Source organism: Pseudomonas sp. ATCC 13867 (assembly GCF_000349845.1).
Classification (GTDB): domain Bacteria; phylum Pseudomonadota; class Gammaproteobacteria; order Pseudomonadales; family Pseudomonadaceae; genus Pseudomonas.
In genome coordinates this window covers 3,284,774-3,298,127 of record NC_020829.1, presented here as the reverse complement: position 1 = coordinate 3,298,127, position 13,354 = coordinate 3,284,774, and the positions used below count along the sequence as shown (strand labels likewise).

Genomic DNA, 13,354 nt, shown 5'->3' with positions numbered 1-13,354 from the left:
TCTCCTGCGGTGGCCGGCCCCGGGGCGCGGGGCCGGCCCATGACTCAGGGAAGCAGACCTTTTTCCTTGTAGAAGCGCTCGGCGCCGGGGTGCAGGGGGATGGGCAGGTTCTTCGTCGCCTTGTCCAGGCTGATGTCCTTGGCCGCCGCATGGGCGGTAATCAGACGCGGCAGGTTGTCGAACAGCTGCTTGGTCATCTGGTAGGCCAACTCGTCGCTGACGCCCTCGCGGGTCACCAGGATGTTGACGATGGCGGCGGTGGGCACGTCGGCATCCTGGCCGTCATAGGTCCCGGCCGGGATGGTCGCGGGCAGGTAGGCGTTGTTGCCGATCTTCGCCACCACCTCGGCGGGGATCGCCACGAAGCTCACCGGCATGGTCGAGGCCAGGTCGCGGATCGATGCCTGGCCCAGGCCCGAGGACTGCAGGGTGGCGTCGAGCTGGCGGTTCTTGATCAGCTCCACCGATTCGGCGAAGGGCAGGTACTCGATCTTGCCCATGTCCTCATAACTCAGCCCGGCGGCCTTGAAGATGGCGCGGGCGTTCAGCTCGGTGCCGGACTTGGGCGCGCCGACGGAGATGCGCTTGCCCTTGAGGTCCGCCAGGGACTTGATCCCCGATTCCTTGCTCGCGACGATCTGGATGTAGTTGGGGTAGGTGCCGGCGATGGCGCGCAGCTTCTTCAGCGGCGCCTTGAAGCCGGCATCAGCCTCACCCTTCCAGGCGTCGGACACCGAATCGCCGAGGGCGAAGGCCAGTTCGCCACGGTCGGCTTGCAGCAGGTTGAGGTTTTCCACCGAGGCCTTGGTGGCTTGTACCGAAGTCTTGCTGCCCTCGATGCCGTGACTGTAGATCTGCGACAGGCCAACGCCCACCGGGTAGTACACCCCGCTGGTGCCGCCAGTGAGAATGTTGATGAAGGTGGGGGCAGCCTGGGCAGTGGCGCAGACGGCAAGGAAGGCGGCGCCGGCCAGCGCCAGGCGGGTACGTCGGATCATGGCTCGGTCTCCAGGTTCTTGTTCTTGTGCCTGAAAGGTTAACCCTAGATCGCCTGGGCCGGACCTGCCCGTTTTTTAGTCGAGAACCTAAGAGGTCGCGACGGCGTTGAAGCTCAGGTTCTGTTCAGCGCAGCCTCGTTGAGGATCTACCGTGCCAGGGCGGGCGCGCAGCTCCAGCGTGGGCTCGATGACACGCACGACAGAGCGGTTCCGCGCAGTCCCTGGAAGCGCTGGCGTATCACGAAAGGCAGGGGCGGCTTCCGCTGCAGGGCCCTCGAGTATCATGCCGAGGCCCCTGCAATTCATGCTGCCGGTGCCTTGCCAAAGAGCGCGGCATACATCCCGTCCAGGGTCGAAAAGGACGAGAACTCACCGCGCCGGATTTCACGGATGTTTGGACGCTCGCCCTTTTGACCGGCCTGGTTGGCCTTGGTGTGCCTGGCCACCGTTGCAGTCTCCAGGCTGGGGAGGGGCTTTCCAGGTTCGCCGCCGAAGTACAGGAATGGCCCCAAGGCGAGGGTCTGTTCGTCGAAATAGATCCACACCACGCATCCCGATGGCTTGTCGCCGAGGCGAACATGCAGCTTCTGCCTGGCGGTGCTGGAGCCAATGAACGACGCTTTGAGCTGTACGTGGCGAATTACGCCGTGTGCCTCGAGGATGAGGTCATAGCCGGCGTTGTCGACCTCGGGCTTGGCTACTTCCAGATCACACCGATCCAGGCGCCAGGACTCTTTCAGTAGCTCGCCGACGAAGAGGTGTTCTACCAGCTTTTCGCGGTAGGAAGAGTGTTCGGAGTGCTTGCTCATCGTTATCCGGGGCAGAAGTCCATTCGAGCGGCCAGTCTAGCCTTTGGCCGGGATCGAATCAGAGGTGAATCGGCCCGCTGCTCCTTGACGCCCGACGTGGACTTCTGTGCCGGACGCGGACGCTCAACGCAGGAAAAGGAAATCCGTCCCCTGTGGTCGTCAGTGAATCGTAGGGAAACGCTCTTCCACCACTGCCTGAGCCTGGCGGGCCATCTGGTCGAGCAGGCGATCGCGTTTGTTCTCGGCCTCGCGCATGGCCTTCCTGCCGTGCTGCTGCACCAGGTAGGCGTGGATCTGCCGCACTTCCTTGGACTGGTAGATCGGGGCCAGGTCCTGCACCGCGACCATGCCGTCCGAGCGGTGATCGCGGGTGTTCAGCAGCACGTGCGGTCCCTGCGCCGCCAGTACCTGAAATCCCATCGACTCGAAGATCGCGACCTTGCCTGCCGCGCAGGCCAGCTCGGCGTGGGGCCGGCTCTCGACCATTTGCTGCAACAGAGCCCGGGCAATACCGCGACGGCGGTGGCTGGCCTTGACGGCCACATAGGCCAGCGTGCAGGCCTCGCTATCGTCCTGGCTCGGCAGGTACAGGGCAAATCCCAGCACCTGGGAGGGCTCTTCATCATCAAGGGCCAGGATCAACCGCGCGTGACTGTCCCGGGAGCCGTTCATGGCCTGCAGATAGAGGTGCACCTCGTAGCCAATCACATACTGGTACAACTGGTAGAGCGGATTGCTGGGCGTCAGCGACACCGGGCTGATATCGCTGAAGTAGTCCACCACCATTTGTAGGACCTGACTCTTCAGGGATTCGGGCGGCGGTGTATCCAGGTTGACAAGGGTGAACATCTGAAGCTGGCTCCGGGCGTGCCCGATCCGGGGAATCGGCGCTGGCGCGATTGTAACCCCGGCGAGCGTCGAGTGTTCCCGTCGCGCTCGCGGGGAAGGGCCCAGCCGATCGCATCATCATTCCCCGACTCTCGCCAGTCGTTGTTGCTAAAGCAATGTGTGCCGGTTAGCCACGGCCAGGGTTTCGCGGCGGGACAGTCCGACGGTGAGCGGTAACGGCTGGTGAGGGCTCATAGGCGTCCGATCCTCATGTTGATGGGCCAACTGACGGGGTGCCGGGTGGCGGGGTCTCCCCAGCGTTCGGCCAACTCGGCGGCGAACCGCCGCAGCAGGTCTTCGCGTCCGGCTTCCCTGGCGCTGCGCACTGCCGACCAGGTAGAGACGTAGCCGAGGAACTCCTCCAGGTTCCACTCCAGGCGGATGGCTATTTCCGGGCCTTTGAGTTCGTCGAAGGGGAAGTCGATGGTCGCGTAGCCGCTGTCCACCAGCGCGCGTTCGGCAGGCCAGTAAGGGCCGATCTCCTGCCAGTAGAATGGCTCGAAGCGAGCGCCCAGCGCGCCTTCCAGGCGCAGTACGGCATAACTGATCAGCGCGAGGATCGCATGGGGTTTCGCCACCCGGCGCACTTCGGCGTAGAACCTGGGCAGGTCGAACCAGTGCGCGGCCTGCGCGGCGGTGATCAGGCTGGCGCTGCGGCTGAGCAGGGGAAGGTCTTCCGCCTGGGCGCAGCCGTAGCTGATGTTTTCCCGTGGCGCCGTGTGGGTGATCTGATCCAGGCTGGGATCGAACCCGACCACCGCGCTGAAGTGTTCGGCCAGTTGGCGGGTCAGTTGGCCGCTGCCGCAGCCGACGTCGACCGCGAGCAGCCGGTCGGGAGCCAGCGAGGCCAGATAGGCCGCGAGTTCCGCCGGGTATTCGGGGCGGAAGCGCGCGTAGGCCTGTCCGCCCTGGTCGAACCAGTTCCTCAATTTCATGTCCGGACTATTCATGGCTTGGGACTCCCGCGTCGAGGCCGTGTATGACGTTGCTCAGGCGCTGCGAGAAGCCCTGCCTTTCGAGGGCTTTCGCTGTGTCTTCAAGTACGCGGCGCAATGGGTGGCCGATCTCGTTTTCGAGCTGCTCGATGGCTTCGAAGGTCGCGGCCCAGTGCGAGTTGAGTGTGCTCACCAAGCGCTTTCCGGCGGGCGTCAGCTGGATGACGCTCTTGCGGCCATCGTCGCCACGCTGTCGGGAAATGACGCCGTCAGCTTCCATCTGGCCGACGGTCTGGCTGATGGCGCCCTGGGTCAGGTGGGTGCGGGCGGTGATTTCGGTGACCGTTTGCGCGCCCGACCGGATGGCGCGCAGCACCGGGGTATAGCGCGCTCGATAGTTCAGGCCCATCTGCTGGTAACGCTCTTCGGCGCCGAGCTCCACCAGCTCTGACACATAGCGCAGCAGCTCGCCCAGCCCGGGTTCGTTCTTTCTGTTCATCGTGCGTCTCCAACCGCTGGTAGTAAATTACATTAGCGCTAATGTAATTTGCAAGCCGACCCGTGTACGGCGTGGCGCCATTGCGGGAATCGGCGAGTGCCCGGTCCGACGGCCGTTCGCCTCAGGTCGAGCCGAGTGGGTGAAGAGGGGATCGAGCGTCCGCGCCAGGCCGGGATGGCTGCCTCAGCGCGGCAGGGCGTTGCGCCAGGCGCCAGGGCTGGTGCCATACCAGCGGGTGAACGCCCGGGAGAAACTCTGCAGGTCGCCATAGCCGAGCTGGTCGGTTATCTCCGCCAATGACAGCGCAGGGTTTTCCAGCAGGTCCATCGCCCTGTAGCGGCGCTGTTCGTCGAGCAGTTCGCTGTAGCGCCAGCCATGTCCCAGCAGCCGCCGCGCGGCGGTGCGCTCGGTCAGATGGTGCGTTTCGCAGAAGGACTGGAAGCTGGCGCCCTGCGGCATGGACCACGCGATGTAGTCGGCGGCCTCGTCCAGCAGGGTTCTCTGCGTCTGCCCGCGCGCTTGTTCCACTATCCCGACCAGGGTTGCTTCCAGCTCCGGGTTGGGGGGCGACAAGGGGCGGCGGTAGACCTCCGGCCGCAGCCGTATGACGACGTCGGTGTCATGCGCGCGCCAGTGCACCGGTGTGCGCAACGCCTGCGTGTACGGCGCGGGGTCCGAAGGCCCGCTGCCGGGGAGATCGATGCCCAGCAGCGGGTCCTGGAGGATGCCGCTGGCCAACAGTTTGCGCCTCAGCAGGCTGCAGACGCCGACCACCGTGTACTCGCGACTCTGCCGGCCGGACAGCAGGGCTCCGCGCTCGGACAGCACCAGCGCGATGCTGTCGCCCTGCGCGCGCAACTCGGCACGCAGCGAGCCGTTGAAGTAAGGGAAGTACTCGGCGAAATAAGTGCAGGCCGACTCCAGGGTCGGCGCGACATCGAACAGATAGGTCAGCCCGTTGGTCAGGGTGGAGACGAAGCGCTTGCCGGCGAACAGTCCGATGGCGGCGTCGCCGCTGGCCGCTTCGGCCAGGTCCCAGAATCGCCGCGAGAGGAAGAGCGGCACACGCACCAGCGGCATGCGCAGCTCCAGCAAGGTCCGGCGAAAACAGGCCTCCAGTTCCTCTCCAGCGACACCGCGGGACAGCAACTCTTCCATCGCCGGCAGCAGCGTCGGTGCATAGAAGGCGTTGGACACGGAGGAAGCGAGAGGACTCATTTCGAACGGAAGCTCCGCAGGGCAGGCGGGATGACCTTACGCATTCCGTCCGGCACCGACAAGCCGCGCCGGGCGACCGCTTCCGGTTCCGAGGTTGCCGTTCGCCAGGTCGCGTCAGGCCGGCGCCCGCCGTTGTCCGGGACGTCCTGGCACGAGGCCTCTTGTCGGCCGGCGGCACGGATGATCGGAAATTGTCCTTTCCGGCTGGGGCGGCGACGCGCGTCGTTCCCTAGCATCGGCGACCCGTTTCAGCGTATGCCGCGGTACCCGCCATGCTCGACCTCCGCCAACTGGACCTCAACCTGCTGCTGGCCTTCGACGCCATCTATCACCAGCGCAGCATCACCCGCGCCGCCGAGGTCATGGGCCTGACCCAGCCGGCGATGAGCAACGCCCTGCGTCGCCTGCGCCAGCTCTGCGACGACCCGCTGTTCGTCAAGACCCACCTGGGCGTGGCGCCGACGCTGGTGGCACACCGGCTTTCCGGCTCGATCCGCGAGGCCCTGGAGAGTCTGCGTGAAGCCCTCGGCCATACGCCCGCCGCCCACGGCCAACCGGCTGCGCGGGTCCTGCGCGTCAGTTGTCCGGAGGCCTTCCAGCCGACGCTGCTGGAGGCGTTGCTGGAAAACCCGGACGCCGACTGGCAGCCGCGTTTCTACCAGAGCCGCCGGCGTGACGCGCTGCAGGAGCTCACCAGTGGCAAACTCGACCTGCTGATCGACATCGACCAGCCGCTGTCCCGCCAGAGCGGCCTGCGCAAGGTGCCATTGCTGGGCGACCATTACGTGTTCGCCCACGGCGAGGCGCTCGCGCAGCCGCCGCGTACGTGGGAGGAGTACCTGAGGGTGCCGCAGATCCAGCTGTCCCAGCGCCGCGACGGGCTGGCGCCGATCGATCTGGAGCTGGGCCTGCGCGGACAGCGCCGGAACATCGCCCTGACGTTGCAGAGCGCCCTGGCGGCGCGCCTGGTCGCCGACCGGCGCCCGTACGGACTGACCCTGCCCAGCCGCGTCGCCGGGCTCCTCGGGTTGCGCCAGAGCCCGCTGCCGCTGGAGCTGTCGGTACGTATCGAGCTGTGCCTGTATGTGGAGGACCGCTACCGCTTCGAGCAGGCGATGGAGCGAGCGATCCGCCAGGTGCAACGGGCATTTGCCGGCGGCCGGGCTTTGTCACCGCAGCACGTGGGGGCACAGGGGTAGCGGTCAATCGCGGCTGCCGTTGGTACGGGGGGGCGCGGCCGTTCTGCCGTTCGCTGCGCACCGGCGATCGTCAGCCGGTGCTGTCCAGGCCGCGCGGCAGGCGTTCGTCCGCCGCCAGGATCGTCTCGATCATCGCCTGTGCCGCCGGTGACAGCCCGTAGTCGGCGCGGCTGACGATGCCGTAATGCAGGCGCAGTTCGGGGCGGTCCTGGGGAACATCGGCGATGCTCAGCAAGGCTACCTCGCCGCGCTGCACGGGCGCGTGCAGCGCCTCCACCGCCGCCAGGCCCACCGCGTCGGAACGCGCGACGATGTGCAGGATGGCGGCGAACTGTGCGCACTCGATGTTCATGTGGAAGTCGCGCTCGCCGATCACCTCGGCCAGCACCTTGCGCAGCGGCGGCGGGATGCGCGTGCCCACGCGCGGGTAGTCGAGCAGGTCGGCCAGCTTCAGTGTCCGTCGCGCCGCCAGCGGGTGGCCGTGGCGGCAGAAGAAGCGACCGGGGCGGAGCTCCATCCAGCGCACCCGGTAATCCGGGTCACCGGCGAAATTGCGGGCGTCGCCGATGAAGAACTCCACCTGTTCTTCCTTGAGCAACTGGGTCATCTGCTCCCAGTCGCCCATCAGGAAGCCGACGTCGATGGCCGGGTGTGCGCGGATGAAATCGGCCATCGCCTCGGGCACCAGCAGTTGTGCGGGGTAGGGGCCGCAGCCGAAGCGCAGCTCGCCGGCGTTGAGGCCGTTGAACTGTTCCAGTTCGTTGCGCAGCGAGTGGGTGCCGGCGAGTAGCCGGCGGGCGTGCTGCAACACCAGCTCGCCCTGGCCGGTGAGACGGAACTCGCGGCTCTGGCGGTCCACCAGCTCGCAGTCCAGGTCGCGTTCCAGCGACTGGATGCTGCGACTCAGCGCCGACTGGCTGAGGCCGATGGCGTCGGCGGCGCGCTGGAAGTTCTGGTGGTCGGCGAGGGCGATCAGGTGGCGGAGCTGTCTGAGTTCCATCATGCATCCAATGCATAGAAATGTTGAGTTAAATGAATTTGATGGATAGCAGAAGGAGCTGGTCTAGTAAACCCGTTTGCCGGAGGGAAATCCGCCATGTCGCCGCTGCTTTTCGCATCCAGTGCCTTTGCCAGCACCATCCTGCTGCATGCCGCTCGCCTCGGGCTGAGCGCCGCCGAGCTGCGCCTGCGGGCCGGCATCGCCGAGGCGCAGCTGGAGGACCATCGCGCCTGCATTCCCGCCGAGCAGGTGGAGCGGCTGTGGCGCGAGTGTGAGCGCGCCAGCGGCAATCCGCGCTTTGGTTGCGAGCTGGTCAATGGCATGGCGACCCACTGCCTGCAAGGGCTCAATATCCTGCTGGATTCGGCACCGGACCTGGGTGCCAGCCTCGCGGCCTTCTGCGAGCACCTGCCGAGCGTGACCAACTGCGTGGAGGCGCGCTTGCTCGACGAGGGGGCGGTGACGCGCCTGGGCCTGCGGCTGATGCGTGACGACCTGCACCACTTCGGCCTCGACGCCGCCGTGCTGACGCTGATCCGCAACATCGCCCGGCGCATTGCCCAGCCGGCGGCGACCTTCATCGAAGCGGGCATCGCGCCACACCAGCACTGCGGCGAGACGCTGGCTGGCTGGGGCGTGCCCTGGCGTGTCGCGCCATCGCCGTTCCTGCTGCTGCCCACGGCGTTGCTGGCCACGCCGCTGCCGGGCGCCAACGAGTTCCTCTACCACAGCCTGCGCCAGCAATGGCGTGGCGCGCGGGATGCCGGGGAGGGCGATGGCCTGAGCCTGGCGCGCATCTGGCTGCGCGCCTCCGACCAGCCCATCGAGCGCATCGCCGAGCGCATCGGCTATCGCCAGAGCGGCAACTTCATTCGCGCCTTCCGCAAACGCTTCGGCGTCACGCCCAAGCAGTTCCGCCTGGGCCAATGCCAGGCATGATCGAAATTTGTCGTTCCCGGCTTGTGCTCGCCGCGCGCGCTGCCGTCAAGGTTGGCCCGCGGTACAACCCATCCGGAGCCCATAATGACAAGAATCCATCCGGCCCTCGCCCCCCGTGTGTCCAGGGGGCGACGCCAGCACTGCACTGCCCGACCGCTTCTGCTCGCCCTGGCGGTCGCTGGCGCCTTGCCGGCGCACGCCACCACCTTCGAGTTGAACGACGACTGGAGCCTGTCGACCAAGACCACCTTGAGCCTGGGCGCCAGTTGGTCGGCGCAGGACCCCGACCGCCATCTGATGACCCACGCCAACGCGATGCAGGCCCAGCACATCGGCAACGCCGACGGCACCAGCATCAGCGCCGACGACAACCGCCTGAACTTCAAGAAGGGCGACCCCATCTCGCAGATGTTCAAGGGCCTCACCGACTTCAGCCTGGACGGCCAGGGGCAGGGTGCCTTCGTCCGCTTCAAGTACTGGTACGACCACGCCTACGAGACTGGCGACGGCCGCTTCAAGGACTTCGATGACGACGGCTGGCCGACCCTGGCGCGCTTCCACGGTTTCGATACGCTCGACGCCTACGTGTGGAAGGACTTCGACGTCGACGAACATCCGCTGAACCTGAAGCTCGGCAAGCAGGTGCTGTCCTGGGGCGAGGCGATCCTGATCCAGAACGGCATCAACGTGATCAACCCGCTGGACTACAGCGCCTTCAACAAGCCCGGCGTGGACATCAAGGAAGGCCAACTGCCGGTGGAGATGCTCTCGTTCAACCTCGGCCTGACCGACAAGGTCAACCTCGAAGGCTTCTACCAGTACAACTGGCGCCCCAGCGTGCTGGACGGCTGCGGCACCTTCTTCGCCTCCAGCGACGCCATTCAGCCCGGCTGCGGCCCGCTGTACCTGAGCCAGGTGCAGACCGACGCGCAGATGCAGGCCAGCGGCCTGTACGTGGCCCACGGCGCCGACCAGGACCCCTCCGACCAGGGCCAGTGGGGCGTCGCCCTGCGCACGCTGATCAGCTCGCTGAATGACGCCGAGGCAGCCTTCTACTACGTGAACTATCACGCGCGCCTGCCGTACCTGGCGCTCACCGCGCGGGATGTCAGCAAACCCGGCAGCTTCCCGCTCGGTCGCGTACAGGGGCCGGTTTATGCGGCGGCGTTCCCGGAGAACATCAACCTCTACGGCCTGAGCATCAACGGTGCGCTGCCCGGCTGGGGCACCTCGCTGGCGGCGGAGCTGAGCTACCGGCCGAACATGCCGGTGGCGCTCAACGGACCGGACATGAACGTGGCGATGATCAGCGGTCCTGGCGGCAGTTCGTCGATCACCGATGTGCCGGCCAACGCCTCCACCACCGGCCAGACCCTGGACGGCTGGGAGCGCAAGCCGGTGTGGCAGATGACTGCCTCGGCCACCCAGATCATCGACCATGTGCTCGGCGCCACGCGCCTGACCTTGCTGGGCGAGGCCGGCGTGGTGCACGTGGGCGATGTCGGCGACGAGCGCCTGGGGCGCAACTCCGCCTTCGGCCGCAGCGCGCCGCTCAATGGTTCGAAATGCAACACCGTGGCCAGCGGCGTGACCAACCGCTACTGCACCGACGACGGCTTCACCACGCCCTGGTCCTGGGGCTATCGCCTGCGCGCCGGCCTGGAATACAGCGACGTGCTGCCGGGGGTGAACATGCTGCCCAGCCTGAACTTCCGCCACGACGTGGAGGGCTACTCCTACGATCCGGGCGGGCCGTTCCAGGAAGGGCAGATGGCCGCCGGCCTGTCGCTGGCCTTCAACTACCTGAACGATTACAGCCTGGAGTTCGGATACAACAGCTTCTTCGGCTCCAACACGTACAGCACGCTCGACGACCGCGACTTCTACAGCGTCAGCGCCAAGGTCGACTTCTGAGGAACCGCCCCATGCAACTTGCGAAAATCTCCGCCCTGGCACTGGCCTTGGGCCTGGCGTTCTGCGCCCACGCCGACACCGTGGCCGATCTCGGCAACCGCCTGACCCCGGTCGGCGCCGAGAAGGCCGGCAACGCCGACGGCAGCATCCCCGCCTGGGACGGCGGCCTGAAACCCGACGCCGGGCAGGTCGACGCCAAGGGTGGCTATGCCGATCCCTACGCCGCCGAAAAGCCGCTGTTCACCATCACCCCGGCCAACGCCGGGCAGTACAGCCAGTGGCTCAGCCCCGGCGAGCAGGCGATGCTCAAGCGTTATCCGAACACCTACAAGATCAATGTCTACCCCAGCCACCGCAGCGCGCGGCTGCCCGAGGAGATCAATGCCGCGACCCGCGACAATGCCAGCAAGGCCAAGCTCGCCGACGGCGGCAACGGCGTGCTGAACTACCAGCGTGGCGTGCCCTTCCCGCTGCCGAAGGAGGGTGTCGAGGCGATCTGGAACCATATCACCCGCTACCGCGGCGGCAGTATCGAGCGCACCTTCAGCTCGGCCAACGTGAAGGAGAACGGCGTCTACAGCCTGGTCCGCTCGCAGACCGACATGAACTACGCCGAGACCGTCGACGACCTGCCGCAGGGCGCCAACCTGCTGTACCTGTTCAAGACCCGCGTGCTGGCGCCGGCGCGGCTGTCCGGCGAGGCGGTGCTGACCCACGAGCCGATGGACCAGGTGGCCGAGCCGCGCGCGGCCTGGCAGTACATCCCCGGCCAGCGCCGGGTGCGCCGCGCCCCGCTGGTCGCCTACGACAACAGCGCGCGCTACAGCGACGGCATGATCACCGCCGACAGCCTCGACGGCTTCAACGGTGCGCCGGACCGCTACGACTGGAAGCTGGTGGGCAAGCAGGAGCTGTTCGTGCCCTACAACAGCTTCCGCCTGTACGACCGCTCGGTGAAGTACGCCGACATCCTCACGACCGGCCATATCAACCCCGACCTCGCACGCTTCGAGAAGCACCGCGTGTGGGTCGTGGAAGCGACCCTCAAGCCCGGCGCGCGCCACGTCTACAGCAAGCGCCGCTACTACCTCGACGAGGACAGCTGGAACATCCTCCTCGGCGAGCTGTACGACAGCCGTGGCGAGCTGTGGCGCAACTACCAGTCCCACGCCATGCCGTACTACGACAAGCAATTCACCTTCGAAGCCCTGGCCGCGGCCTATGACCTGATCAGCGGGCGCTACTTCGTCAACGGCCTGATGAACGAGGAGAGCACCGGCCTGAAGACCGGGCAGCACGCGAAGATCAGCGACTACACGCCATCCGACCTGCGTCGTTGGGCCAAGTAGATCTCTGCTCCTTCCCCGGCCGGACGTGGCCGGGGCTCCTGCGCCATCCCCCGCGTCATGGGGATGGCATTTTTTACAAGGCATGCCAGCCGGCATGCGCTCAACGCCGGACTGGGTGGTCCTCCGGCGCCGTGATCGTTTTTTGTCCGCTGGCGCTAACCCCCGGTGCCGCCGCGTAGCGCACTCTGGCCGGACATCGGGTTCCGGCGTTCGCCTGGCCGGCCCATGCCATTCCAACAAGAACAACGAGGAACACCCCATGCGCCACTGGCTGCCTGCATTCGCCCTGCTTCCCCTGTTCGCCGGCCACGCCTGGGCGGCTGCGCCGAGTCCGCAGCAGGCCCGCGAGCTGGCCGAACAGGCCTACCTGTTCGCCTACGCCACCGCCGAACACGGCAAGACCCTGCAGGCCATCGCCGCCAAGCTGCCGGTCAACCACCTGTACAACCGCACCACGCTGCTCGGCCCGGAAGACCGCACCGTGGTCTCGCCGAACAACGACACGCTCTATTCCTACGCCTTGCTCGACCTGCGCGAGCACCCGGTGGTCCTCGACGTGCCGGCGGTGCCCCGGCGTTACTACAGCTTCCAGCTGATCGACATGCGCACCGACAATCTCGACTACATCGGCACCCGCGCCACCGGCCGCGCCGCCGGCAGTTTCCTGATCGCCGGCCCCGACTGGGACGGCAAGCAGCCCGAGGGCTTCCAGGGCAAGGTGATCCGCTCGCCCAGCCGCATCCTGTTCCTGCTCGGCCGCACCGCCGTGGATGGCGAAGCCGACCTGGCCGCCGCCAAGGCGGTGATGGAGGGCTACACGCTGCGCAGCACCCAGCCGACCCTGCTGCCGCACAAGATGGACGTGCCGCCCTACCAGCCGACCAAGCAGGGGCCGGCGCAGAACGTCTTCGTCGATTTCAACGCGCTGTCCACCTGGCACGCCTGGAACCCGCAGGAGCGGGAGCGCCTGGCGCGGTTCGCGCAGATCGGCGTGGGCACCGGCAAACCCTTCGACCCCGCGCAACTGCCGGCGGATATCGCCCAGGCCGTGGCCGAGGGGGCGGAGGAGGGCCGCAACAAGGTACTCGCCGCCACCGAAGGTTTCTCCAAACCGAGCAATGGCTGGCAGACATTCCCGACCAATGTCGGCCATTACGGCAGCGATGACCTGACCCGCGCGGCGGTGGCCTGGAAGTACCTCTACGCCAACGACGCGGTAGAGGCCATGTACCCGGTCACCCGTGTCGATGCCGGCGGCCAGGTGCTGGATGGCGGACGGGCATACCGCCTGCGCTTCGCCCCCGGCCAACTGCCGCCGGTGGACGCCTTCTGGTCGGTGACCCTGTACGACGGCAAGACCCAGATGCTCGCGGCCAACCCGCTCAACCGCTACACGCTCAACAGCGAAGGCGGGCTGAAGAAGGACGCCGATGGCGGCCTGACCCTGACCATCCAGCACGCCCAGCCAACCCATACCGACAACTGGCTGCCGGCGCCCCGGGGGCCGTTCAACCTGATCCTGCGCATGTACCTGCCGCAGGCCAGCGCGCTCAAGGGCGACTACCAGCCGCCGGCCGTACAGCCGGTCGCCAGCCAGGAGTAAGCC

General features: G+C 66.8%; 12 protein-coding genes. 5 read left to right on the top strand and 7 right to left on the bottom strand.

Going from position 1 to position 13,354, the window contains the following annotated elements:
- Window positions 1-44: 44 nt before the first annotated feature.
- The 6 genes from H681_RS14650 to H681_RS14625 form a co-directional block, all read right to left on the bottom strand.
- Window positions 45-998 (bottom strand): TAXI family TRAP transporter solute-binding subunit, encoded by a 954-nt coding sequence (locus H681_RS14650; RefSeq protein ID WP_015477653.1) that lies wholly within the window; start codon window positions 996-998, stop codon window positions 45-47.
- A 302-nt stretch (window positions 999-1,300) separates the two neighbouring features.
- Window positions 1,301-1,807 carry a hypothetical protein gene (locus H681_RS14645; protein ID WP_015477652.1) on the bottom strand — a complete coding sequence of 169 codons (507 nt, stop codon included), beginning with the start codon at window positions 1,805-1,807 and terminating at the stop codon, window positions 1,301-1,303.
- 159 nt (window positions 1,808-1,966) lie between these two features.
- The gene (locus H681_RS14640) at window positions 1,967-2,656 is read right to left on the bottom strand and encodes a GNAT family N-acetyltransferase (protein ID WP_015477651.1); all 690 of its coding nucleotides are present in this window, start codon (window positions 2,654-2,656) and stop codon (window positions 1,967-1,969) included.
- Window positions 2,657-2,886: 230 nt separating this feature from the next.
- Window positions 2,887-3,645 carry a class I SAM-dependent methyltransferase gene (locus H681_RS14635; protein ID WP_041712023.1) on the bottom strand — a complete coding sequence of 253 codons (759 nt, stop codon included), beginning with the start codon at window positions 3,643-3,645 and terminating at the stop codon, window positions 2,887-2,889.
- Window positions 3,638-4,129 (bottom strand): MarR family winged helix-turn-helix transcriptional regulator, encoded by a 492-nt coding sequence (locus H681_RS14630; RefSeq protein ID WP_015477649.1) that lies wholly within the window; start codon window positions 4,127-4,129, stop codon window positions 3,638-3,640. Before H681_RS14630 ends, H681_RS14635 begins: the two co-directional genes overlap by 8 nt.
- Before the next feature lie 183 nt (window positions 4,130-4,312).
- The gene (locus H681_RS14625; protein WP_041712021.1) at window positions 4,313-5,347 is read right to left on the bottom strand and encodes a helix-turn-helix domain-containing protein; all 1,035 of its coding nucleotides are present in this window, start codon (window positions 5,345-5,347) and stop codon (window positions 4,313-4,315) included.
- Between the two features lie 272 nt (window positions 5,348-5,619).
- Here H681_RS14625 and H681_RS14620 point away from each other — a divergent pair, with 272 nt between their 5' ends.
- Complete coding sequence (locus H681_RS14620) at window positions 5,620-6,546, top strand: LysR family transcriptional regulator (protein ID WP_015477647.1); 927 nt, start codon at window positions 5,620-5,622, stop codon at window positions 6,544-6,546.
- Between the two features lie 70 nt (window positions 6,547-6,616).
- Here the strand turns inward: H681_RS14620 and H681_RS14615 are convergent, their stop codons facing one another.
- Window positions 6,617-7,549, bottom strand: coding sequence for a LysR family transcriptional regulator (locus H681_RS14615; RefSeq protein ID WP_157883330.1), 933 nt, complete (start codon window positions 7,547-7,549; stop codon window positions 6,617-6,619).
- 93 nt (window positions 7,550-7,642) lie between these two features.
- Here H681_RS14615 and H681_RS14610 point away from each other — a divergent pair, with 93 nt between their 5' ends.
- The 4 genes from H681_RS14610 (at window position 7,643) to H681_RS14595 (ending at window position 13,351) form a co-directional block, all read left to right on the top strand.
- Window positions 7,643-8,485, top strand: a complete 843-nt coding sequence (locus H681_RS14610; protein WP_015477645.1) for an AraC family transcriptional regulator ligand-binding domain-containing protein — start codon at window positions 7,643-7,645, stop codon at window positions 8,483-8,485.
- Between the two features lie 84 nt (window positions 8,486-8,569).
- Window positions 8,570-10,399, top strand: coding sequence for a DUF1302 domain-containing protein (locus H681_RS14605; protein ID WP_080636228.1), 1,830 nt, complete (start codon window positions 8,570-8,572; stop codon window positions 10,397-10,399).
- A gap of 11 nt (window positions 10,400-10,410) precedes the next feature.
- Window positions 10,411-11,748 carry a DUF1329 domain-containing protein gene (locus H681_RS14600; protein WP_015477643.1) on the top strand — a complete coding sequence of 446 codons (1,338 nt, stop codon included), beginning with the start codon at window positions 10,411-10,413 and terminating at the stop codon, window positions 11,746-11,748.
- 259 nt (window positions 11,749-12,007) lie between these two features.
- Window positions 12,008-13,351 (top strand): DUF1254 domain-containing protein, encoded by a 1,344-nt coding sequence (locus tag H681_RS14595; RefSeq protein ID WP_015477642.1) that lies wholly within the window; start codon window positions 12,008-12,010, stop codon window positions 13,349-13,351.
- Window positions 13,352-13,354: the final 3 nt, after the last annotated feature.